Consider the following 22,654-nt stretch of genomic DNA (forward strand, 5'->3'; position numbering starts at 1 on the left):
GCCAGCAGCGACCCGGGGACGGTGGGAGCCCGGGGGCGAGCGCGTCGTGAAGATCACCCCGGAGCCGCCGGAAGAACGCTTTGGACCGCGGGCACCACCCACGGGCGCCGAAGCCACTAGACCCGGCATCGCGACCCCAATGAGGGGGCTACGGGCACACGCCCGGGGCCAAGGAGGGTGGTACCGCGGGAGCCCAGACGCTCTCGTCCCTCCGACGGAAGTGGAATACGTCCGCCGGAGGAAGCCGCACATGACATCGCCGCAGTACCGCCAGGTACCCGCCCAGGTCGACCTGCCCGCGCTGGAGCACGCCGTTCTCGACTTCTGGCGGGACAACAAGGTGTTCGCCAAGAGCCTCGACCAGTCCGAGGGCCGCCCGGAGTGGGTCTTCTACGAGGGCCCGCCCACCGCCAACGGCATGCCCGGCGCCCACCACATCGAGGCCCGCGTCTTCAAGGACGTCTTCCCTCGCTTCCGCACCATGCAGGGCTACCACGTCGGCCGCAAGGCCGGATGGGACTGTCACGGCCTGCCGGTCGAACTCGCGGTCGAGAAGGAGCTGGGCTTCAACGGCAAGAAGGACATCGAGGCGTTCGGCATCGCCGAGTTCAACGCCAAGTGCCGTGAGTCCGTGACCCGGCACACCGACGCCTTCGCCGAACTCACGACCCGCATGGGGTACTGGGTCGACCTGGACGACGCGTACCGCACGATGGACCCGGAGTACGTCGACTCCGTGTGGTGGTCGCTGAAGGAGATCTTCAACAAGGACCTGCTGGTCCAGGACCACCGCGTCGCCCCCTGGTGCCCGCGCTGCGGCACCGGCCTCTCCGACCACGAGCTGGCCCAGGGTTACGAGACGGTCGTCGACCCCTCGGTCTTCGTCCGTTTCCCCCTCACCTCCGGCCCGCTGGCCGGCGAGGCGGCGCTCCTGGTCTGGACGACCACCCCCTGGACCCTGGTCTCCAACACGGCGGTCGCCGCGCACCCCGAGGTCCGTTACGTCGTCGCGACGGACGGCGAGGAGAAGCTCGTCGTCGCCGAGCCCCTCCTGGAGAAGGCGCTGGGCGAGGGCTGGGAGGTGACCGGTCAGTCGTTCACCGGTGCCGAGATGGAGCGCTGGACCTACGAGCGCCCGTTCACGCTGGTCGACTTCCCGGCCGAGGCGCACTACGTGGTCAACGCCGAGTACGTGACGACCGAGGACGGTACGGGTCTGGTCCACCAGTCCCCCGCGTTCGGCGCCGACGACCTCCTGGTCTGCCGTGCGTACGGCCTGCCGGTGGTCAACCCGGTCCGCCCCGACGGCACCTTCGAGGAAGACCTCCCCCTGGTCGGCGGCGTCTTCTTCAAGAAGGCCGACGAGGCACTCACCGCGGACCTGGACGCGCGCGGCAAGCTCTTCCGCCACGTCCCGTTCGAGCACAGCTACCCGCACTGCTGGCGCTGCCACACGGCGCTGCTCTACTACGCGCAGCCGTCCTGGTACATCAGGACGACGGCGATCAAGGACCGCCTCCTCCAGGAGAACGAGAAGACCAACTGGTACCCGGACTCGGTCAAGAACGGCCGCTTCGGCGACTGGCTGAACAACAACGTCGACTGGGCGCTGTCCCGTAACCGCTACTGGGGCACACCGCTGCCGATCTGGCGCTGCGAGGACGACCACCTGAGCTGCGTGGGCTCGCGAGCAGAGCTGACCGAACTGACAGGCACCGACCAGTCATCGCTCGACCCCCACCGCCCGTTCATCGACGAGATCACCTTCACCTGCACGCACGAGAACTGCCAGCTGGAGGCGTACCGCGTCCCGGAGGTCATCGACGCCTGGTACGACTCGGGTTCGATGCCGTTCGCGCAGTGGGGCTACCCGTACAAGAACAAGGAAGTCTTCGAGAGCCGCTACCCGGCGCAGTTCATCTCGGAGGCCATCGACCAGACCCGCGGCTGGTTCTACACGCTGATGGCGGTAGGCACGCTGGTATTCGACAAGTCGTCCTACGAGAACGTGGTCTGCCTGGGCCACATCCTCGCCGAGGACGGCCGCAAGATGTCCAAGCACCTGGGCAACATCCTCCAGCCGATCCCGCTGATGGATCAGCACGGGGCGGACGCGGTGCGGTGGTTCATGGCGGCGGGCGGCTCCCCGTGGGCGGCACGCCGGGTGGGCCACGGCACGATCCAGGAGGTCGTCCGCAAGACGCTCCTCACGTACTGGAACACGGTCGCCTTCCAGGCCCTGTACGCGCGCACGTCGGGCTGGGCCCCGTCTGCAGCGGACCCGGCCCCGGCGGACCGCACGGTCCTGGACCGCTGGCTGCTCAGCGAACTCAACGCGCTGGTCGACCAGATGACGCTCGCGATGGAGGGCTACGACACCCAGCGCGCCGGCAAGCTGCTCTCGGCGTTCGTCGACGACCTCTCCAACTGGTACGTACGCCGCTCGCGCCGCCGCTTCTGGCAGGGCGACAAGGCGGCCCTGCGCACGCTGCACGAGGTCGTCGAGACGGTGACCCGGCTGATGGCGCCGCTGGTCCCGTTCATCACCGAGCGGGTCTGGCAGGACCTGATCGCCCCGGTGACTCCGGACGCGCCGGAGTCGGTGCACCTCGCCTCCTGGCCCGAGCCGGACCTGGAGGCGATCGACCCCACCCTCTCCACACAGATGGCGCTGGTGCGCCGCCTGGTGGAGCTGGGCCGGGCGACGCGCGCGGAGTCGGGCGTGAAGACGCGCCAGCCGCTGTCGCGGGCGCTGGTGGCGGCGAGCGGCTTCGACGCACTCCCCGCCGATCTGCGAGCGCAGATCACGGAGGAGCTGAACATCACATCCCTCGCCACGCTCGCGGAGGTCGGCGGCTCGCTGGTCGACACGACGGCGAAGGCGAACTTCCGGGCGCTGGGCAAGCGGTTCGGCAAGGGCGTGCAGGCGGTGGCCAAGGCGGTCGCGAACGCGGACGCTGCGGCGCTCTCCCTCGCCCTGCGCGAGGGTACGGCGTCGGTGGAGGTGGAGGGCGAGCAGGTCACCCTCACCCCCGATGAGGTCATCATCACGGAGACCCCGCGCGAGGGCTGGTCGGTCGCCTCGGACGCGGGCGCGACGGTGGCCCTGGATCTGGAGATCACCCCGGAGCTGCGCCGCGCGGGCCTGGCCCGTGACGCGATCCGCCTGATCCAGGAGGCCCGCAAGAACAGCGGTCTGGATGTGGCGGACCGCATCGCCGTCCGCTGGACCTCGACGTCCCCGGCGACGGCGGAGGCCCTCACGGAGCATGCCCCGCTGATCTCGGACGAGGTCCTGGCCCTGGACTACGCGGAGGGAGAGGCGGACGACACGTACGGTGCCCCGTTCGAGGACGAGGGCCTTGCGCTGACGTTCCGCCTGCGCAAGAAGTAGGTCCTTACGCCTGGGGCCCGGCCGGACACATCCCGACGCGACCAACAGCGTCGGACACATCCCGGCCGGGCCCTTCCGCGTACCCACCTCAAGGGGTCCTCCTCCGTATCCCCGCGCCTCAAACGCCGACGGGGCTGAAAGATGTCCTCAGCAAAATCCAGCCCAGGGGAACAGCCCGCCGCAGGCGCCCACGCCAAAGGGCCGGGCCCCGGGGGAAACCCCGGGGCCCGGCCCTTTGACTGCCGACGGCTACGCGCTCAGCGAGCGCGATCCGCTCAGTTGTCGTCCTCGTCGATCAGGAACCCACGCATCGGCGACGGCGCCTGCTGCATCGGCTGCGGCGCCTGAGGCCGAACCGGTGCCATCGGCTGCGTCATCGCGGGCGACATCTGCTGCTGCCCGCCGTACGACGGCGCACCGCCCATGGACTGGCCGCCACCCATCTGCTGGCCACCGTGGCCACCGTGGTTGGAGCTGCCCATGGAGTGACCCATCGCACCCGCACCGGCCGGAGCCAGCGAGGGGGACGGCGGCAGCGAGGCCGCCGCCGGCGTCCGCGGCGGGGCGAGCGAGTCGTCCGACTGGGTCTCCAGCTGACGCAGCTGGCTCTCCAGGTAGGACTTCAGCCGCGTGCGGTACTCGCGCTCGAAGCCACGCAGGTCCTCGACCTTGCGCTCCAGCGTCGCGCGGGCCGACTCCAGCGAGCCCATCGCCACGCGGTGCTTCTCCTGGGCGTCCCGCTCCAGCGCGTCGGCCTTGGCGCGGGCGTCGCGCTCCAGGCCCTCGGCACGGCTGCGCGCCTCGCCGACGATCTTGTTGGCCTCGGAACGGGCCTCCGCGATCGCCTGGTCGGCGGTCTGCTGCGCGAGCGAGAGGACACGGGCGGCGCTGTCGCCACCGGGGGCCTGACCCTGCTGCTGCATCTGCGGCTGCTGCATCTGCTGCATCTGCTGCTGCTGGGGGTGCTGACCCATGGGGCCGCCCATCGGGCCACCCATGGGACCGCCCTGCATCGGGCCGGGGCCGTGCGGGCCCTGCGGGCCGCCGTGGCCACCCTGGGGGCCATGACCGCTGGGACCGGCAGGCAGCTGCGGAGCTCCACCGGGCAGCTGGGGGGGACCAATCTGCGGGGGCTGCTGCTGCTGCGGCGGTCCAGATATGGCGGCGGGAACGGGCGCACCCGGGCGGTCCTGCTGCTCCGGGGGCTTGCGCATACCCTGCTGCTGCTGTTGCTGCTGTTGCTGGTTCTGCGCGGCGGCGCGCGTCGCGGCGGCCAGCTTGGCGCGCAGGTCCTCGTTCTCACGGAGCAGACGGGTCAGCTCCGATTCGACCTCGTCGAGAAAGGCATCGACCTCGTCCTCGTCATAGCCTTCTCGGAGGCGGACGGTCGTGAACTGCTTGTTCCGCACGTCCTCGGGGGTCAACGGCATCTCTTCTTCACCTCTACGTAGTCGTCGGCAGTCGGCAAGACCGTATCGCTCACAACCTGACCACAACGCTGATCAGGATGTAGACGATGATCATCAGAACGAAGAAGGACAGGTCGAGTGCCACGCCCCCGAGACGCAGCGGCGGAATGAACCGCCGCAGAAGCTTGAGCGGTGGATCGGTGACAGTGTAGGTGGCCTCAAGTACGACCACCATCGCCTTGCCGGGTTGCCATGAACGTGCGAACTGGAAGACGTAGTCCATGACCAGCCGGAAGATCAGCACGATGAGGAAACACATCAGCGCGATATAGACCACATCCAGTGCGACGCCCATGTCTCGCGCTTCCCTCTCCCCTGGCTCTCGTAGCTCCGGCCTCGCGGCCGGGTTGTTCCCGGTGTCGTGTTCTCAGCTCTGGTTGAAGAATCCGCCCTCTGCGATGCGGGCCTTGTCCTCCGCCGTGACATCGACGTTAGCAGGCGACAACAGGAACACCTTCTGCGTCACGCGTTCAATGCTGCCATGGAGCCCGAAGACGAGTCCTGCGGCAAAGTCGACAAGTCGCTTCGCGTCCGTATCGTCCATCTCCGTGAGATTCATGATCACCGGAGTGCCCTCACGGAAGTGTTCCCCGATGGTACGGGCCTCGTTGTAGGTCCTGGGGTGCAGCGTGGTGATGCGGTACGGCTCCCGCTCGGACACGACCTTGGGCATGATCACCGGTGCGTTCTTCTCCATGTTCGGGCGTTCAGGTGTGATGGATGCCACGGGTGCGATTCGGGCGGGTCGCCCGCTTTCCGCGGGGAGCTGAACCGGCTCGCGCTGGGCGGGCGGCTGCACCACTCGTACCGGTTCGCCCCTTTCGCGCTCCCGCTCGCGCTCGCGTTCCACCTGGTGCGGGGGCTGATGCCGTCGCCGATCGGGCTCCGGCTCAGGCTCGAATTCGTCATCGGGGTCGAACCCCGGACCGTCGTACCCATCGTCCTCCACGAGGCCGAGGTAGACCGCCATCTTGCGCATCGCGCCGGCCATGCTCCGAGTCCTCCGCTCTGTGGTGGATCGGCATTCGTCACCAAGTGCCCGCGATCCACTGTGGTCCGCCCCGTCGTGCTGGGGAATGACCATATTTTCTGCTGTGGTCCGACCTGCTTCGCGACGTTACCCGAGCCCGGGTCGGACTCCGAGTACCGCCGTACCGACGCGTACATGTGTCGCTCCGGCCGCCACCGCGTCCTCCAGGTCCGCACTCATACCTGCGGAGACCATGGTGGCAGCCGGATGACCGGCGCGCAGGCGGGTGGCGAATTCCATGAGCCGGTCGAACGCGGCCCGTTGCCTGCCGGCAAACGGTCCGGCCAGCGGCGCCACGGTCATCAGACCGTCGAGCCGCAGACCCTCGGCCGCGTCGACCGCGGCCGCCAACTCCTCGATCCCGTCGGGCGCGACGCCGCCGCGCTCACCGCGCTCACCGCTCTCCGCGTCCAGGGCGACCTGGATCAGACAGCCGAGCTCGCGCTCCGCGCGGACCGCGGCACCCGAGAGGGCGGTGACCAGCTTGAGCCGGTCGACCGACTGCACGACATCGGCATAACTCGTCACAGAACGAACCTTGTTCGTCTGCAATTGTCCGACAAAATGCCATGTCAGGGAAAGATCCGCACAAGCGGTGGCTTTCGGTGCCGCGTCCTGGTCACGATTCTCGGCGACATGGCGCACACCGAGTTCATGCAGCATCCGCACATCGCTCGCGGGGTAGGTCTTGGTGACCACGATCAGGGTCACTTCCTCGCGCTTGCGGCCGGCCGCAGTGCAGGCGGAGGTGATCCTTTCCTCCACCTGTGCGAGATTCGCCGCGAGTTGAGCCTTACGGTCCGTCATGCCCTATCAGTCCAACCAGACATATCCGGCGAGCCGCCCGGTGGTGCGGTCGCGGCGGTACGAGAAGTGGTCGCCCGATTCACGGGTGCAGACCGGCGAACGGTGCAGGTCGCTCACCCCGAGAGCGGCGAGCTGGGCGTGGACCCCGCCGGTGACGTCGACCGCCGGGGTCCCCCAGCTGGTCTCGGACCAGGTACCGGGGACCGCGTCGGCGACCTCGGCCCGCATCTCCTCGGGCACTTCGTAACACCGTCCGCAGACGGCCGGTCCGGTGTGCGCGGTGATCCGGGACGGGCGTGCGCCCAGCGCGGTCATCGCGTCGACCACCGCGGGGACGACTCCGGCGACCAGTCCCGGCCGCCCGGCGTGCGCCGCCCCGACGACTTGGGCGACCGGATCGACGAGGAGGACGGGGGTGCAGTCGGCGGTGAGGACCGCGAGCGCCAGTCCGCGCCGCGTGGTCACCACCGCGTCCACGGCCGGAATCTCCGCGTCCGCGCCCCAGGGTCCGTCGACGACCGCCACGTCCCGGCCGTGCACCTGGTTCATCCAGACGACCGAGGCCGGGTCGAGGCCGAGCCGACGGGCCGCGCGCTCGCGGTTCGCGCCGACGGCGGCGGGGTCGTCACCGACCGCGCCGCCGAGGTTGAGCTCACCGTACGGAGCGGCGCTCACCCCGCCCCACCGGTCGGTGAAGGCGAAATGAGCGCTGCCCGTGACGGGTTCCGCCTGGTGCTGACCTATCACTTCAAGAAGTCCGGTACGTCCAGCTCTTCGGCCTGGGCGTCCTGGTAGGGGCGGGCCGGCGGGACGTGCGGCGGAGAGACCTGCGACAGCGGGCCCTCGCTCGAAGCCGACGCGGGGGCGGGCTCGGCCGGGGCCGGGCTCTCCTCGCGCGGAGGTACGGAACCGAGTCCGCCCGACGGGCGCGCGCTCTCGGCGGAGGGCCTGGCCGGGGCGGCAGGCTCCTCCCGCTTGTTCGTGTTCGCGCCCAGCGTGTTCTCCCGGCGGGTCGGCGGCTGTCCGCCGTCGAATCCGGCCGCGATCACGGTGACCCGCACCTCGTCACCCAGGGCGTCGTCGATGACGGCGCCGAAGATGATGTTGGCCTCGGGGTGTGCCGCCTCGCTCACCAGCTGGGCGGCCTCGTTGATCTCGAAGAGACCGAGGTCGCTGCCGCCGGAGATGGAGAGCAGGACGCCGCGGGCGCCGTCGATGGACGCCTCCAGGAGCGGCGAGGAGATCGCCATCTCCGCCGCCGCGACCGCGCGGTCGTCGCCGCGCGCCGAGCCGATGCCCATGAGCGCCGATCCGGCCTCGGACATGACCGACTTGACGTCGGCGAAGTCGAGGTTGATCAGGCCCGGCGTGGTGATCAGGTCGGTGATGCCCTGGACACCCGAGAGCAGGACCTGGTCGGCCGACTTGAAGGCGTCGAGCACGCTGACCTGGCGGTCCGAGATGGACAGCAGGCGGTCGTTGGGGATGACGATGAGGGTGTCGACCTCTTCGCGGAGTTCGGCGATGCCGTCCTCCGCCTGGTTCGCGCGCCGTCGGCCCTCGAAGGTGAACGGGCGGGTGACCACACCGATCGTCAGGGCGCCGAGCGAGCGCGCGATGTTGGCGACGACGGGTGCGCCGCCGGTGCCGGTGCCGCCGCCCTCTCCGGCGGTGACGAAGACCATGTCGGCCCCCTTGAGGACCTCCTCGATCTCCTCACGGTGGTCCTCTGCCGCCTTACGACCGACGGCCGGGTTCGCCCCGGCGCCGAGGCCCCGGGTGAGTTCGCGGCCGACGTCGAGCTTGACGTCGGCGTCGCTCATCAACAGGGCTTGTGCGTCCGTGTTGATCGCGATGAACTCGACGCCCTTGAGACCGACCTCGATCATTCGGTTGATGGCATTGACACCACCGCCGCCGACACCGATGACCTTGATGACTGCGAGGTAGTTCTGCGGTGCTGCCACGTCGAAGGCCTCTCGCCTCGAGTTACGTGTCGTCGCTCTGCGGAGGACCCGCGGCGACGACTGATGTCGATGGGGACGGTCCGAACGCCGACCCAAACCCTAACGTTCAACTTTAGGGTTACCAGTGTGTCTGCTTCCTGGACTCTTCCGAACAGGACACTAAGTCGACAAGTGGCGCACGTTCAACGAACACGCCGAACCTCCCGTTTTTCTTTTCACCCTATGTGATCACCCGTAGCGCTGACCAACCAGGGTGCTGGCCAGCACAAATGCACGTCAACTCCCCGATACCGCAGGGGCGCTGGGGACACTCACGTCGAACTGTCCCGCTTTGGGGTCCGCCTTCATGAGGGCGGCGAGAACACGCGCCTTCACCGGCCCGTCCTCACTACTGCCCCAGATCACCGTCCGGCCACGGGTGAGCCGCAAGGAGATCCCGTCGTACGAGGTGATCCGCACCGCCTTGACCTCTTTCACGAGACGCTTCGGCAGCTCGCCCGCGACCAGCACGGCTTCCGCCGACAGGCGGTCGCTGTCGAACCTGCGCAGACTCGCGGACCGTTCCGGCCTCAGCTCCAGCAGCGGCACACCCTCGGGTGCCCGGTCCACCGTGGCGAAACGGGAGCCCGTTCCGTCGACTTCGACGAACTTCGCACCCTTTTCCACCAGAAGGACCGGCTTGCGTTCCGCCACCTTAAGGCTGATGCCGTGCGGCCAGGACCGCACGACATCCACGGAGTCGATACGTGGCAGCTTCTGGAGCAACCGGCCTTCCATCGCGCCGGTGTCCACGGAGATCAGTGGCGCCCCGAGGGGTACGGCGGCAACCGCTTCCACCTCTTCGCGGGTCAGCACCTCGGTGCCGGTGGCGGTCACGCGTTCGACGCGGAGCCAGGAGGAGCCGTACAGCACCCAGATGACGAACGCGGTGAGCAGGGCCGCCGCGACGCCGATCAGGATCAGCAGCGTGCGGCGGCTCAGCCGGCGCTCCTCGGGGCCGATGTGCGGCGGGCGGGCGGGAGTGTCCGCACGCCCCGCTGCGCCGCGCTGGGCGGTCGTCGGTCCGGCCACGCTCGCTCCTTCGCCGGACCCGGGGCGCCCGCCCCGGGTCCGCACCGCCTCACGCCTGGCGGCGGGAGGCAATCGCTTCGTACACCATGCCGACGAGCAGGTCGTCGGCGTCGCGCCGGCCGAACTCCGCCGCGGCACGGGACATTTCGTACAGCCGGTGGGGATCCGACAGCACCGGCAGGACGTTGCCCTGCACCCACTCGGGGGTCAGCGCCGCGTCGTCCACCAGCAGGCCGCCGCCGGCGTTGACCACCGGCTGGGCGTTCAGCCGCTGTTCGCCGTTGCCGATGGGCAGCGGGACGTAGGCGGCGGGGAGCCCGACGGCGGAGAGTTCGGCGACGGTCATCGCGCCCGCACGGCAGAGCATCATGTCGGCCGCGGCGTACGCGAGGTCCATCCGGTCCACGTACGGTACCGGGATGTAGGGCGGCATCCCGGGCATGTTGTCGATCCGCGGCAATTCGTTCTTCGGGCCGACCACATGGAGGATCTGGATCCCGGAGCGCTGGAGCAGCGGCGCGACCCGCTGGACCACCTCGTTGAGGTGGCGCGCGCCCTGCGAGCCGCCGGAGACCAGCAGCGTGGGCAGGTTGGGGTCGAGGCCGAAGGAGGCGCGGGCTTCCGGGCGGACCCGGGCGCGGTCCAGGGTGGCGATGGTGCGGCGCAGCGGGATGCCGATGTAGCGGGCGCCGCGCAGCTTGCTGTCCGGGGTGGAGACGGCGACCCCGTGGGCGTACCGGGAGCCGATCTTGTTGGCGAGGCCCGGGCGGGCGTTGGCCTCGTGGACCACGATCGGCACACCGACACGCTTGGCGGCGAGGTAGCCGGGCAGCGCGACGTAGCCGCCGAAGCCGACCACGCAGTCCGCCCTTGTGCGCTCCAGGACCTGCTCGGCGGCCTTGATGGTGCCGCGCAGCCGGCCCGGGACGGTGATCAGCTCGGGGGTGGGCTTACGGGGCAGCGGCACGGCAGGGATGAGGGCGAGCTCGTACCCCCGCTCGGGTACGAGCCTGGTCTCCAGACCGCGCTCCGTGCCGAGGGCAGTGATTCCCACGGTCGGGTCCTGCCTGCGCAGGGCGTCTGCGAGGGCAAGCGCGGGCTCGATGTGTCCGGCGGTCCCCCCGCCGGCGAGTACGACATGCACCGAAATTCACCGCTCTCCGGACGGACGCTTCTTGACGCGCCGTCTCATCGTCTTCCATCTCACCCCGGGCCTCCGCATGGCCAGGGCCGCCTTCGCGGCGGGATCGTTCCGCGCGAAGGCGATCATGAGCCCGACCGCGAACATCGTCGGCAGCAGGGCGGACCCTCCGTAGGAGAACAGCGGGAGCGGGACACCGGCGATCGGCAACAGGCCGAGCACCGCACCGATGTTGATCACGGCCTGGGCCATGATCCAGGTGGTCACGCCTCCCGCGGCATACCTGACGAAGGGGTCCTCCGTGCGTCCGGCCACGCGGATACCCGCATAGCCTAGAGCCGCGAACAGGGCGAGCACGGACAGCGTCCCCGCCAGACCCAGTTCCTCACCGGTGATCGCGAAGATGAAGTCGGTGTGCGGTTCCGGGAGTTGGCCCCATTTTTCCACACTCGCACCCAGCCCGGAACCGAACCATCCGCCGGAGGCCAGAGCGTAGATTCCGTGCGCGGCCTGCCAGCAGCCGTCGTCCGGATCGGGTTCGCCGATGATGCCCATGCAGGAGAGCCGGGACATCCGGTTGGGGCTGGTCCAGATCAGCAGGACCGCGACGGCGGCGGCGAATCCGAGCACTCCGGCGAAGAGCCGGGTTGGGGCGCCGGCCAGCCAGAGCAGCCCGAACAGGATCGCCGTGAGAATGATCGCGGTCCCCATGTCGCCGCCGAGCATGATCAGCCCGAGGAGCATGAAGGCGACCGGGACGAGCGGGACGAGCATGTGCTTCCACTGCGCCAGCAACCGCTTGTCCTGCTTGCGGGCGAGCAGGTCGGCGCCCCACAGGATCAGCGCGAGCTTGCCGAACTCGCTGGGTTGGAGCTGGAACGGGCCGGCGAGGTAGAGCCAGTTCTGGTTTCCGTTGCGGGAGATCCCTATCCCCGGCACCTGGACCAGGACCATCAGGAAGACCGTGATCATGAGCATCGGGTAGGCCAGGGCGCGGTGGAGCTTCACCGGCATCCTGGAGGCGATCAGCATGAGCACGCCCCCGATGACGGCGGCGACGAACTGCTTGCCGAAGAAGTACGTCGACGACTTGTCGATGTTCAACGCCTGGATCATCGAGGCGGAGTAGACCATCACCAGGCCCAGCACGGTGATCAGGAGGCTGGAGCCGAGGATCACGTAGTAGGCGGTCAGAGGGCGGTCCCAGGCCCGGCGTGCCTGCTCGTAGAGGCGCCGTACGCCGCCGCGTGGGGCCCGGGGGGCCGGGGAGCCGCGTCCCGCGCCCCGGGGCGGCGTCGGCCGACGGCTGCGTACGGCGGAGCTCTTCTCGGCCGGCATTGTCGCTGTCCCCTCCACTGCTCGTGCCCGGGGGCTCGGCCCCGGGTCGGAGCCCGGTCGGTCAGGCGCTCGTCTCGGCGCGCGCGCGGACCGCGTCCGCGAACGCCTCGCCCCGCTTGTTGTAGTTGGTGAACATGTCCATCGAGGCGCAGGCCGGGGCCAGCAGTACCGTGTCGCCCGGCCTCGCGAGCCGGGCGGCGTGCTCCACCGCCTCGGACATCGCCCCAGTGTCGGTCCGGTCGAGGTCGACCACCGGGACTTCCGGGGCGTGTCGCGTCAGGGCTTCGTGGATCAGCGCGCGGTCGGCGCCCATCAGCACGACCCCACGCAGCCGCTTCGCCGCGCCGGTGACCAGTTCGTCGAAGGTGGCGCCCTTGGCGAGACCGCCGGCGATCCAGACGATGGAGTCGTAGGCGGCGAGGGAGGCCTCGGTGGCGTGGGTGTTGGTGGCCTTGGAGTCGTCGACGTAGGCGACCTCGGCGATGTCCGCGACGTGTTCGATGCGATGGGCGTCGGGGCGGAAGCTCCGCAGCCCGTCGCGGACTGCGGCCGGCTCCACGCCGAAGGCGCGGGCGAGGGCGGCGGCGGCCAGCGCGTTGGCGATGTTGTGCGGCGCCGGCGGGTTCACGTCGGAGACCTCGGCCAGCTCCTGGGCCTGCTTCTGGCGGTTCTTCACGAAGGCCCGGTCGACGAGGATGCCGTCGACCACCCCGAGCTGTGAGGGACCGGGGGTGCCGAGGGTGAAGCCGATGGCACGGCAGCCCTCCTCGACATCGGCCTCGCGGACGAGGTCCTCGGTGGCGGGGTCGGCCGCGTTGTAGACGCAGGCGACGGTGTTGCCCTCGTAGACGCGGCCCTTGTCGGCGGCGTACGCCTCCATCGAGCCGTGCCAGTCGAGGTGGTCCGGGGCGAGGTTGAGGACGGCGGCGGAGTGGGCGCGCAGGGAGGGCGCCCAGTGCAGCTGGTAGCTGGAGAGTTCGACGGCGAGGACGTCGTACTCCTGCTCGCCGAGCACCGCGTCCAGCAGCGATACGCCGATGTTGCCGACCGCCGCGGTGCGCAGGCCCGCCGCCTGAAGGATCGAGGCCAGCATCCGTACGGTGGTGGTCTTGCCGTTGGTGCCGGTGACGGCGAGCCAGGGGGCGGCCTTGCGGCCGTTCGTGCCGCGCAGCCGCCAGGCGAGTTCGACGTCGCCCCAGATGTCGACGCCCGCCTCGGCGGCAGCCAGGAAGAGCGGCTTGTCCGGCTGCCAGCCGGGGGCGGTGACGACGAGTTCCGTGGACGGCGGCAGGGTGGCACCGTCGCCGAGGCGCACGGTGATGCCGAGCGCCTCCAGTTCGGCCGCCTGCGCGCGGGCGCGCTCGTCGTCGCCGTCGTTGACGACGGTGACGAGCGCGCCGCGCTCGTGCAGGGCGCGGGCCGCGGGGATGCCGCTGACGCCGAGCCCGGCGACGGTGACGTGCTTGCCCTGCCAGTCCACGGTGCTCACTTCTTGGCTGCCCATCCCGCGTAGAAGAGGCCGAGGCCGACGATCACGCACATGCCCTGGATGATCCAGAAGCGGACCACGACAAGGACTTCGGACCACCCCTTGAGTTCGAAGTGGTGCTGGAGCGGTGCCATCCGGAAGACCCGCTTGCCGGTCATCTTGAACGAGCCGACCTGGATGACCACGGACATGGTGATCATCACGAAGAGGCCGCCGAGGATGGCGAGCAGGAACTCGGTGCGGGACAGGATCGCGAGGCCCGCGAGGGCGCCGCCGAGGGCGAGCGATCCGGTGTCGCCCATGAAGATCTTGGCGGGCGATGTGTTCCACCACAGGAAGCCGAAGCAGGCGCCCATCAGGGCGGCGGCGACGACGGCGAGGTCGAGTGGGTCGCGTACCTCGAAACAGGCGCTGGGGTTGGTCAGGTTGTCCGCGTTGGCGCAGGACTCCTGGAACTGCCAGAGGCCGATGAACGTGTAGGCGCCGAAGACCATCACCGAGGCGCCGGTGGCCAGTCCGTCGAGCCCGTCCGTGAGGTTCACGCCGTTGGACATGGCGAGGATCATGAACAGCGCCCAGACGCAGAACAGCACCGGGCCGATCGACCAGCCGAAGTCCTCCACGAAGGAGAGCCGGGTGGAGGCGGGGGTGTTGCCCCGGGAGTCCGCGAACTGGAGCGAGAGCACCGCGAAGGCGATACCGACGATCAGCTGGCCGGCCATCTTCGCCTTGGCCCGCAGACCCAGCGAACGCTGCTTGACGATCTTGATGTAGTCGTCGAGGAAGCCGACGAGGCCCATCCCGGCCATCAGGAACAGCACGAGGATGCCGGAGTACCGGATGTCCTCGCCGGTGATCACCTTCGCCAGGAGGTACGCGATGATCGTCGCCAGGATGAAGGCGATGCCGCCCATCGTGGGCGTGCCCTTCTTGCTGCCGTGCGTGCGCGGGCCGTCGTCCCGGATGAACTGCCCGTATCCCTTGCGGGCCAGCAGCTTGATCAGCAGCGGGGTACCGACCAGGGTCAGGAAGAGCCCGATGGCCCCCGCGAAGAGGATCTGCCTCATCGGCCGGCGACCTCGCCCTCGGTCGAGTTCTCCAGCAGTGCCTGGGCGACCTTCTCCAGGCCGACCGACCGGGACGCCTTCACCAGCACGACGTCTCCCGGGCGCAGTTCACTGCGCAGCAGGTCGACGGCCGCCTGTGCGTCGGACACGTGCACCGACTCCTCACCCCACGAACCCTCGTTATATGCGCCCAGTTGCAGCCAGGAGGCTTCTCTCCCCCCGACAGCGACGAGCTTGCTGACGTTGAGCCGGACGGCGAGCCGTCCGACCGCGTCGTGCTCGGCGAGCGACGCGTCACCGAGCTCGGCCATCTGACCGAGCACCGCCCAGGTGCGTCCCCCGTCGGCCGCTCGGGCCTGGCCCATGGCAGCCAGCGCACGCAGTGCGGCTCTCATGGATTCGGGGTTCGCGTTGTAGGCGTCGTTGACGACCGTCACACCGTCCGGACGCTCGGTGACCTCCATGCGCCAGCGGGAGAGGGTGCCCGCCTCCGAGAGCGCCTCGGCGATCTCGGTCACGGACATGCCCAACTCATGGGCGACGGCGGCCGCGGCGAGCGCGTTCGACACGTGGTGCTCACCGTACAGGCGCAAGGTCACGTCGCTGCACCCGGTGGGTGTGTGGAGCTCGAACGCGGGCCGCCCGTCGGGGGTCATGCGGACCTTCTCGCCCCGTACGTCCGCATCCGGGGCTTCTCCGAAGAGCAGAACCCGGGCCTTGGTGCGCGAAGCCATCGCGCGTACGAGGTGGTCGTCGGCGTTGAGCACGGCGCAGCCGTCCTCGGGGAGCACCTCGACCAGTTCGCCCTTGGCCTGGGCGATCGCCTCCCGGCTGCCGAACTCCCCGAGGTGGGCGGAGCCGACGTTGAGGACCAGGCCGACGCGGGGCGGGGTGAGGTCGGCGAGGTAGTGGATGTGCCCGATGCCGCGGGCGCCCATCTCCAGGACCAGGTGCTGGGTCTCGGAGGTGGCGCGCAGCGCGGTGAGCGGCAGACCGATCTCGTTGTTGAGGGAGCCCGGCGTCCAGACCGTGGGGGCCTTGCGCTGCAGGAGCTGCGCGATCAGGTCCTTGGTGGACGTCTTGCCCGCGGAGCCGGTGAGCGCGACGACGGTGGTCCCGAGGCGCTCGACGACGGTACGGGCGAGCGCGCCGAGCGCGCCGACGACGTCGTCCACGACGATCGCGGGAACGCCGACGGGGCGGGCGGCCAGGACGGCTGCCGCGCCCGCCTCGACGGCGCGCTGCGCGTAGTCGTGGCCGTCCACGCGCTCGCCGGCGAACGCGGCGAACAGGCTGCCGGGTCCGACTTCGCGGGAGTCGATGACGACGGGGCCGGTGACGGTGACTGCCGGGTCCGGTATGTCGTGCGGCTGCCCGCCGACGATTTCGGCGATCTCGGCGAGGGAAAGGGTGATCACTTGGTCATCCCTGACTGTTGTTCTCGTGGTGAGGGGCACGGTCGGCGGCGCCGGTGCGCCCCAGGGACCGCTCGATGGCGTCGTGCAGGACCTTGCGGTCGTCGAAGGGGCGTACCACCCCGTGGATGTCCTGGCCCTGCTCATGGCCCTTGCCCGCGACGAGGACGGTGTCTCCCGGCTCGGCGCGGGCGACGGCGGCAGCGATGGCCGAGGCCCGGTCGGCGTCGACCAGGACGTCACCGCGTTCGTGGACGGGGACCTCGGCGGCGCCGGAGAGCATCGCGGCGAGGATCGCGAGGGGGTCCTCGGAGCGGGGGTTGTCGGAGGTCAGGACGGCGGTGTCCGCGAGGCGGGCCGCGGCGGCGCCCATCGGGCCGCGTTTGGTGGTGTCGCGGTCGCCGCCGCAGCCGAGGACGATGTGCACCCGGCCCTCGGTGACCTTCTGCAGGGAGCGCAGGACGGACTCGACGGCGTCGGTCTTGTGCGCGTAGTCGACGACGGCGAGGTACGGCTGCCCCGCGTCCACCCGCTCCAGCCGGCCGGGGACACCGGGGACGGCGGCGATGCCGTCCGCGGCGGTCTGCGGGTCGACGCCCGCGACGGCCAGCGTGACGATCGCGGCGAGGGTGTTGGCGACGTTGAAGGGGCCGGGCAGCGGGGCGCGGGCGGCGATCCGCTCGCCCTTGGGGCCGACGGCGGTGAAGGTGCTGTCCTGGGGGCCGACCTGGACGTCCTCGGCGTGCCAGTCGGCGTCCGGGTGGCCCTCGGTGGAGAAGGTGGTGACCGGGACGCCGGACTCGGCGATGAGCCTGCGGCCGTACTCGTCGTCGAAGTTCACGACGCCCCGGTGGCTGCGCTCGGGGGTGAAGAGCTGGGCCTTGGCCTGGAAGTAGTCCTCCATGCCGGAGTGGAACTCCATGTGCTCCGGGCTGAGGTTGTTGAAGACGGCGACGTCGAAGACGCAGCCGTCGACCCGGCCGAGCACGAGGGCGTGGCTGGAGACCTCCATCGCGACGGCCTCGACGCCGCGTTCGCGCATGACGGCGAACAGGGCCTGGAGGTCGGTGGCTTCGGGGGTGGTGCGCTCGGACTTGATGCGCTCGTCGCCGATGCGCATCTCGACGGTGCCGATGAGCCCGGTGGGCCGGCCCGCGGCGCGCAGTCCGCCCTCGACCAGGTACGCGGTGGTGGTCTTGCCGGAGGTTCCGGTGATGCCGATCTGGAGGAGGCCGATGCCGGGCCGCCCGTAGATGTCGGCGGCCAGCTCACCCATGACGCCGCGTGGGTCCTCGGCGACCAGGACCGGCAGGCCGGTGGCGGCGGCGCGTTCGGCGCCCGTCGGGTCGGTGAGGACTGCGACGGCACCGAGGCCCGCGGCCTGGGCGGCGAAGTCGGCGCCGTGGAGGCGGGCGCCGGGCAGGGCCGCGTACACGTCTCCGGGGCGCACGGCCCGCGAGTCGTGGGTGATGCCGGTGACGTCACCGGATCCGGCCGCTTCGACGCCGAGCCGGGCGGCCAGCTCGCCGAGGGGGGTCGGCCGGAGCCGGTCCGGTCGGGGCGCTCCCGGGTAGGTCACAGGCGCGTCCTTCTGAGAGGTTTGGGACTGATCAGCGTGGGGCACGGCGGTGAGCGTACCGGGCCGGTGCGGGCTCTCGCGAAGCGAGGCACCGGGTCCCGGGAAGTTCTCGTTCCGGTTCCCGGGATCGGGGGTGATGGTTGTCACTGAGGGTTCCCTTGGAGGAGATGCTCGCGCATCCCCGTGTTCACTCGCCGGGTTCGAAGGACACCGGCAGCCGGGGCGGCCTGCTGCCGGACGGTGGGGTCTGGAGCGTCTTGAGCGCGAACTCCATGACCTGCTTGTAGATCGGGCCGCAGATCTGGCCGCCGAAGTAGCTTCCCTTGGTGGGGTTCTGGATCGCGCAGTAGACGGTGATCTGCGGATCGTCGGCCGGGGCGAAGCCGGCGAAGGAGGCGGTGTACCCCTTGTAGACGCCGCGGACCGGGTCGACCCGGTTGGCGGTGCCGGTCTTGCCCGCGACCCGGTAGCCGGGGATGGCGGCCTTGGTGCCGGTGCCCTCCTGGTCGTCGACGACGGATTCCAGCATGGTCGCCAGGGTCCTGGCGGTCTTCTCGCTGACCACCCGGTTCTGCTCGGGGGCCTCGGCGGCGGTGAAGCGGCCGTCGGCGCCCTTGGTTCCGCGTACGAGGGTGGGTGCGATCCGGACCCCGCCGTTGGCGATGGTGGAGTAGACCGAGGCGGCCTGGACAGCGTTGAGCGAGAGGCCCTGGCCGAAGGGGATCGTGTACTGCTGCGAGGTCGACCAGTCCCTGGGGTGGGCGAGGAGGCCGGGCGACTCGCCGGGGTAGCCGAGCCCGGTCTTGGCGCCGAGGCCGAACTTGCGCAGGTAGGAGTAGAGGACCTGGTTGGACTCGGCCTGGGTCTTGCCGAGCTGACCGGTCGCCAGGATGGTGCCGATGTTGCTGGACTTGGCGAGGACCCCGTTGAGCGTGAGGTACCAGGTGGGGTGGTCGACGTCGTCCTTGAAGAGCCGGTCGCCGCGGTGCAGGCGGTTGGGGACGGTGACGTGGGTGCCGGGCGTGGCGGCCTTCTCCTCCAGTACGGCGGCCATCGACATGACCTTGCTGGTGGAGCCGGGCTCGTACACGTCCTGGAGGGCCGCGTTGCCCAGCGACGCCGAGGTGGCCTGGGAGAGGTCGTTGGGGTCGTAGCCGGGCGCGTTGGCCATCGCCAGCAGTTCGCCGGTCCGGGTGTTCTGCACGATGACGTATCCGCGGTCGGCCTTGGACTTCTCGACCTGGTCGCTGATGGCCTTCTGGGCGGCCCACTGGATGTCGCGGTCGATGGTCAGCTCGATGTCGGAGCCGGGCACGGCCGGGACCTCGCTGCCGCCCGCGGTGGGGACGCGGCGGCCGCCGGACTGGGCGTAGCGGATCTTGCCGTCCTCGCCCGCGAGCTCCTTGTCCAGCTGCGATTCGAGTCCGCCGCCGCCCTTGCCGTCGGCGCTGACGAACCCCAGTATCCCGGCGGCGAGGTCCCCGTTGGGGTAGACCCGCTTGGTGGTGGGCTCCTGGAGGACCCCGGCCAGGACGTTGGCGCCCGCGCCGCCGTTCAGCTTGTCCTCGGCGGCCTTCTCGGCGAAGACGGCCTTGAGGTCCTTGATCTGCTTCCAGACCTGGGGGGTCTGCCGGTGCGCGAGCACGGTGTAGCGGCTCTTGGGCGTCGAGAGCTTCTCGACCAGCCCGTCGACGTCCTTGCCGAGGATCGGGGCGAGCAGGGCGGCGGCCTGCTGGGGCGCGTCGGGGGCCTTGCTCTCCTCGGGCGTGAAGAGCTTGGGGTCGGCCGTGATGTTGTGCGCGTCCACGCTGGTGGCGAGCGCTACGCCCCTGCGGTCGGTGATCTCGCCGCGCTCGGCGGCGACCGTGTACTCCAGGTAGCGGTTCTTCTCGGCCTTGGCCGCGTACGCGGTGGCGTCGACGGCCTGGACCTGGAGCAGCCGGGCCACGAAGAGCAGCATGATCAGCGTCAGGCCGAGGCTGACCAGCCGGAGCCGGGGGCGCGGGCTGCCGAGCCGCAGTGTGCGGGGCGCTCGTCCGCGTGTGGCGGGGCGCCGTGGGGCGGGGCGGGGGCCGCGGGCCGGGGGGCGCGCGCCGGAGCGGCCGTTGGCCCCGTTACGGGGGCGCGCCGGGCCGGGTACGCGGCGGCGCGGCGGTTCCTTGGGCGGCACTGCGTCACCTGCCGGGGGTGGTCGGGGGCGGGGTCGCCGGGGTGTTCTCCAGGGCGGGGGCGTCCTGGGGCTCGGCCTCGGCGTATGCGCCCGGCGAGGGGCTCGCGGAGCCGGAGAAGACGGCCGGGGCGGCGGGGTCCGTGCCGTCGGCCGGGGCGCCGTTCCCGGGCGTCGGGTCGGGGCTGGGCGGCGGGGCGGTGGCCTCCTTGGGGACTCCGCGGACCGTGCCGTCCGGGTTCAGGAAGGCGGGGCTGCCGCCGGGGACCATGCCGAGTTCCCTGGCGCGGCGCTCCAGGGCGTCGGGCTGGGAGTAGCTGTCGACGTCGCGCTGGAGGGCCTGCTGCTCGTCGGTGAGCTCGGTGGTGTCCCGCTTGAGCTTGCTGAGCCTGAACGATCCCTCGTTGAGCGCGGAGTTCAGCAGGAGCAGGGTGATCAGTCCGCCGCCCAGGAGGAGCACTACCAGCAGGACGAAAGGCGTGCGGGCCGCGCTGCTGGGTGACGCGGTGGGCATCAGCTGGGCGAGCCGCCCGGCGCGCCCCTTCGGCGATGCGGCCGGCCTGCTCACCGCGTGCCCCCCGTGATGCTCATCGCTCGTCCTCCCGGATGCGCTGGGCGCCGCGGAGCCGGGCGGGGGCGGCGCGCCGGTTCTCGGCGACCTCCTCCTCGGTGGGCAGTTCGGCGCCCCGGGTGAGCAGCTTGAGGCGGGGCTGGTAGCGCTCGGGGACGACGGGCAGTCCGGGCGGCGCGGTGTTGGCGGCGCCGGCCGCGAAGACCTGCTTGACCAGCCGGTCCTCCAGCGAGTGGTAGGACAGCACGGCGATCCGGCCGCCGACCGCGAGGCTCGCCACGGCCGCCGGGATGGCCTGCTCCAGGACGCTGAGCTCGCCGTTGACCTCGATGCGCAGGGCCTGGAAGGTCCGCTTGGCCGGGTTGCCGCCGGTGCGCTTGGCGGCCTGGGGCAGGGAGTCGCGGATCAGCTCGACGAGCCGGGCGCTGTTGCTGAACGGCTCCTTCTCGCGCTCGCGCACGACGGCCGAGACGATCCGCTTGGCCTGCTTCTCCTCGCCGTACGCGCGCAGGATCCGCACGAGCTCACCGGGCGGGTAGGTGTTGAGCACCTCGGCGGCGCCGATGCCGGTGGACTGGTCCATGCGCATGTCGAGCGGGGCGTCCTGGGCGTACGCGAAGCCGCGGTCGGCCTCGTCGAGCTGCATGGAGGAGACGCCGAGGTCGAACAGGATGCCCTGGACCTTGGGGACGCCGAGCCGGGCGAGGACGTCGGGGAGCTCGTCGTAGACGGCGTGGACGAGGGTGGCGCGGTCGCCGAAACGGGCGAGCCGTTCACCGGAGAGCCGCAGGGCCTCCTTGTCCCGGTCCAGGGCGACCAGCCGGGCGGTCGGGAAGGCTTCGAGGAGCGCCTCGCTGTGGCCGCCGAGGCCGAGGGTGCAGTCGACGACCACGGGCTCGGGGTGGGTTGAGTCCTGGAGAGCCGGGGCCAACAGGTCCAGACACCTCTGGAGCATCACCGGGACGTGTCGGGTCTGGCTCAATGCGCCCTCTCAGGCTCTGTCCCGCGCGGCCGGTACGTACGTCCTGGTCCCCGCCCGCTCTGAAGGGGAGGTCCGCCGGCGCCGGGGAAGGGGCGTCGGCCGACCGAGAGCGGGAGAGGGCCGGGCCGCACGTACGCCGCACATCACGGGGGAAAAACGGAATATGCAGGAGGTGCAGGGTGTGCGGAGTGGTGGTGGTGCGGGTTCAGGGTGGTGACTTCGCGTTACTTTAGTCCACCCTGCCACTCGATCGATTCGCGATCAACGAACCGGGCAGCGAGTCGCGCCACCCGTCCGGAAGCGGCGACCTCACCCGAACGGGCGCGTTTCCTGGTGCTTGTGGGTTAGCTCACAACAACCCGCGTTCATGTTCTTTGTCCGCTCTCACAGCACACCCGAGCCTGGTGGGAAGGCTAACGTCGTATCCATGTCGACTTCTGCTCATTCCCCCGCCGAGTCCGTGACGTCCACCGCCGCGGCGGTCCGCGTGGGGGGTCAGGTCACCGATCAGCTGGTCGAGGCGAACTCCACGTACGCCAAGGGCTTCCGCGACCCCGGCATGGACGCCCGGCCGGTCCTCCAGGTCGCCATCGTGGCCTGCATGGACGCCCGTCTCGACCTCCACGCCGCGCTGGGTCTCGAACTCGGCGACTGCCACACCATCCGCAACGCGGGCGGTGTCGTCACCGACGACGTGATCCGCTCACTCACCATCAGCCAGCGGGCACTCGGCACCCGCAGCATCGTCCTCATCCACCACACGGGCTGCGGCCTGGAATCCATCACCGAGGAGTTCCGGCAGGAGCTGGAGCGCGAGGTCGGCCAGCGGCCGGTCTGGGCGGTGGAGGCCTACACGGACGCCGACCAGGACGTGCGCCAGTCGATGCAGCGGGTGCGGACCTCGCCGTTCCTCCTGCACACCGACGACATCCGCGGTTTCGTCTTCGACGTGACCACCGGTCTGCTCCGCGAGATCCAGCCCGCCTCCTGACCTTCCGCCCGCCCACCCACCCGCGAAACACGGCAGAGACTGACATTTCGCACCCACTTATCCACAGGCGAGTGACACGAAGCGGTAACGGCAACAAGAATGCGTGGGTGACCTCCGCCGGACCTTCCGGAGGAGCGTCCGTATTTCGGGGTGGGCCGGGCGGGTACGTCCGCCGC

The 22,654-nt window shown here is 70.4% G+C and carries 18 protein-coding genes; 2 read left to right on the plus strand and 16 right to left on the minus strand.

Annotated features, from left to right (window positions below; genetic code table 11):
- Positions 1–250: 250 nt before the first annotated feature.
- Complete coding sequence (ileS, locus tag AMK21_RS21670) at positions 251–3,394, plus strand: isoleucine--tRNA ligase (RefSeq protein ID WP_073880404.1); 3,144 nt, start codon at positions 251–253, stop codon at positions 3,392–3,394.
- 275 nt (positions 3,395–3,669) lie between these two features.
- Here ileS and AMK21_RS21675 read toward each other — a convergent pair whose 3' ends face one another.
- The 16 genes from AMK21_RS21675 to rsmH all read right to left on the minus strand — a co-directional run bounded on the left by AMK21_RS21675 (position 3,670) and on the right by rsmH (position 21,487).
- On the minus strand, positions 3,670–4,824 hold the full coding sequence (locus AMK21_RS21675) for a DivIVA domain-containing protein (RefSeq protein ID WP_073880406.1): 1,155 nt from the start codon (positions 4,822–4,824) through the stop codon (positions 3,670–3,672).
- A 49-nt stretch (positions 4,825–4,873) separates the two neighbouring features.
- On the minus strand, positions 4,874–5,158 hold the full coding sequence (locus tag AMK21_RS21680) for a YggT family protein (RefSeq protein ID WP_006123846.1): 285 nt from the start codon (positions 5,156–5,158) through the stop codon (positions 4,874–4,876).
- A gap of 72 nt (positions 5,159–5,230) precedes the next feature.
- Entirely contained in the window at positions 5,231–5,854 is a 624-nt protein-coding gene (locus AMK21_RS21685; protein WP_073880407.1) for a cell division protein SepF, read from the minus strand.
- A gap of 126 nt (positions 5,855–5,980) precedes the next feature.
- The gene (locus AMK21_RS21690) at positions 5,981–6,700 is read right to left on the minus strand and encodes a YggS family pyridoxal phosphate-dependent enzyme (protein WP_073880409.1); all 720 of its coding nucleotides are present in this window, start codon (positions 6,698–6,700) and stop codon (positions 5,981–5,983) included.
- Between the two features lie 6 nt (positions 6,701–6,706).
- A complete protein-coding gene (gene pgeF / locus AMK21_RS21695; RefSeq protein WP_073880411.1) occupies positions 6,707–7,447 on the minus strand; it encodes a peptidoglycan editing factor PgeF in 741 nt (246 codons plus the stop codon).
- Complete coding sequence (gene ftsZ / locus AMK21_RS21700; RefSeq protein WP_073880413.1) at positions 7,444–8,667, minus strand: cell division protein FtsZ; 1,224 nt, start codon at positions 8,665–8,667, stop codon at positions 7,444–7,446. The genes pgeF and ftsZ overlap by 4 nt, the downstream gene beginning before the upstream one ends.
- 276 nt (positions 8,668–8,943) lie before the next feature.
- A complete protein-coding gene (locus tag AMK21_RS21710) occupies positions 8,944–9,738 on the minus strand; it encodes a cell division protein FtsQ/DivIB (protein ID WP_073880417.1) in 795 nt (264 codons plus the stop codon).
- Positions 9,739–9,787: 49 nt separating this feature from the next.
- Complete coding sequence (gene murG, locus AMK21_RS21715; protein ID WP_073880419.1) at positions 9,788–10,882, minus strand: undecaprenyldiphospho-muramoylpentapeptide beta-N-acetylglucosaminyltransferase; 1,095 nt, start codon at positions 10,880–10,882, stop codon at positions 9,788–9,790.
- Positions 10,883–10,888: 6 nt separating this feature from the next.
- Entirely contained in the window at positions 10,889–12,217 is a 1,329-nt protein-coding gene (gene ftsW, locus AMK21_RS21720) for a putative lipid II flippase FtsW (RefSeq protein ID WP_073880421.1), read from the minus strand.
- Between the two features lie 61 nt (positions 12,218–12,278).
- On the minus strand, positions 12,279–13,721 hold the full coding sequence (murD, locus tag AMK21_RS21725; RefSeq protein ID WP_199863252.1) for a UDP-N-acetylmuramoyl-L-alanine--D-glutamate ligase: 1,443 nt from the start codon (positions 13,719–13,721) through the stop codon (positions 12,279–12,281).
- The gene (gene mraY, locus AMK21_RS21730) at positions 13,703–14,773 is read right to left on the minus strand and encodes a phospho-N-acetylmuramoyl-pentapeptide-transferase (RefSeq protein ID WP_073880425.1); all 1,071 of its coding nucleotides are present in this window, start codon (positions 14,771–14,773) and stop codon (positions 13,703–13,705) included. The genes murD and mraY overlap by 19 nt, the downstream gene beginning before the upstream one ends.
- On the minus strand, positions 14,770–16,191 hold the full coding sequence (locus tag AMK21_RS21735; protein WP_073880427.1) for a UDP-N-acetylmuramoyl-tripeptide--D-alanyl-D-alanine ligase: 1,422 nt from the start codon (positions 16,189–16,191) through the stop codon (positions 14,770–14,772). Before AMK21_RS21735 ends, mraY begins: the two co-directional genes overlap by 4 nt.
- 4 nt (positions 16,192–16,195) lie before the next feature.
- On the minus strand, positions 16,196–17,914 hold the full coding sequence (locus AMK21_RS21740) for a UDP-N-acetylmuramoyl-L-alanyl-D-glutamate--2,6-diaminopimelate ligase (protein ID WP_073880429.1): 1,719 nt from the start codon (positions 17,912–17,914) through the stop codon (positions 16,196–16,198).
- A 40-nt stretch (positions 17,915–17,954) separates the two neighbouring features.
- A complete protein-coding gene (locus AMK21_RS21745; RefSeq protein ID WP_073880431.1) occupies positions 17,955–19,937 on the minus strand; it encodes a peptidoglycan D,D-transpeptidase FtsI family protein in 1,983 nt (660 codons plus the stop codon).
- A 4-nt stretch (positions 19,938–19,941) separates the two neighbouring features.
- Complete coding sequence (locus AMK21_RS21750) at positions 19,942–20,502, minus strand: FtsB family cell division protein (RefSeq protein ID WP_073880433.1); 561 nt, start codon at positions 20,500–20,502, stop codon at positions 19,942–19,944.
- Between the two features lie 19 nt (positions 20,503–20,521).
- Positions 20,522–21,487 (minus strand): 16S rRNA (cytosine(1402)-N(4))-methyltransferase RsmH, encoded by a 966-nt coding sequence (gene rsmH, locus AMK21_RS21755; RefSeq protein WP_073880435.1) that lies wholly within the window; start codon positions 21,485–21,487, stop codon positions 20,522–20,524.
- A 427-nt stretch (positions 21,488–21,914) separates the two neighbouring features.
- Between rsmH and AMK21_RS21760 the strand changes: the two genes are divergently transcribed.
- Positions 21,915–22,478 (plus strand): beta-class carbonic anhydrase, encoded by a 564-nt coding sequence (locus tag AMK21_RS21760; RefSeq protein ID WP_073880437.1) that lies wholly within the window; start codon positions 21,915–21,917, stop codon positions 22,476–22,478.
- Positions 22,479–22,654: the final 176 nt, after the last annotated feature.

This window comes from Streptomyces sp. CB00316, from assembly GCF_001905595.1.
In the GTDB taxonomy this organism is placed as follows: Bacteria; Actinomycetota; Actinomycetes; order Streptomycetales; family Streptomycetaceae; genus Streptomyces.

Coding starts and splice junctions, on each gene's coding strand:
- ileS (WP_073880404.1), top strand. CDS start 251: ATGACATCGCCGCAGTACCGCCAGGTACCCGCCCAGGTCGACCTGCCC.
- AMK21_RS21675 (WP_073880406.1), bottom strand. CDS start 4,824: ATGCCGTTGACCCCCGAGGACGTGCGGAACAAGCAGTTCACGACCGTC.
- AMK21_RS21680 (WP_006123846.1), bottom strand. CDS start 5,158: ATGGGCGTCGCACTGGATGTGGTCTATATCGCGCTGATGTGTTTCCTC.
- AMK21_RS21685 (WP_073880407.1), bottom strand. CDS start 5,854: ATGGCCGGCGCGATGCGCAAGATGGCGGTCTACCTCGGCCTCGTGGAG.
- AMK21_RS21690 (WP_073880409.1), bottom strand. CDS start 6,700: ATGACGGACCGTAAGGCTCAACTCGCGGCGAATCTCGCACAGGTGGAG.
- ftsW (WP_073880421.1), bottom strand. CDS start 12,217: ATGCCGGCCGAGAAGAGCTCCGCCGTACGCAGCCGTCGGCCGACGCCG.
- murD (WP_199863252.1), bottom strand. CDS start 13,721: ATGGGCAGCCAAGAAGTGAGCACCGTGGACTGGCAGGGCAAGCACGTC.
- mraY (WP_073880425.1), bottom strand. CDS start 14,773: ATGAGGCAGATCCTCTTCGCGGGGGCCATCGGGCTCTTCCTGACCCTG.
- AMK21_RS21760 (WP_073880437.1), top strand. CDS start 21,915: ATGTCGACTTCTGCTCATTCCCCCGCCGAGTCCGTGACGTCCACCGCC.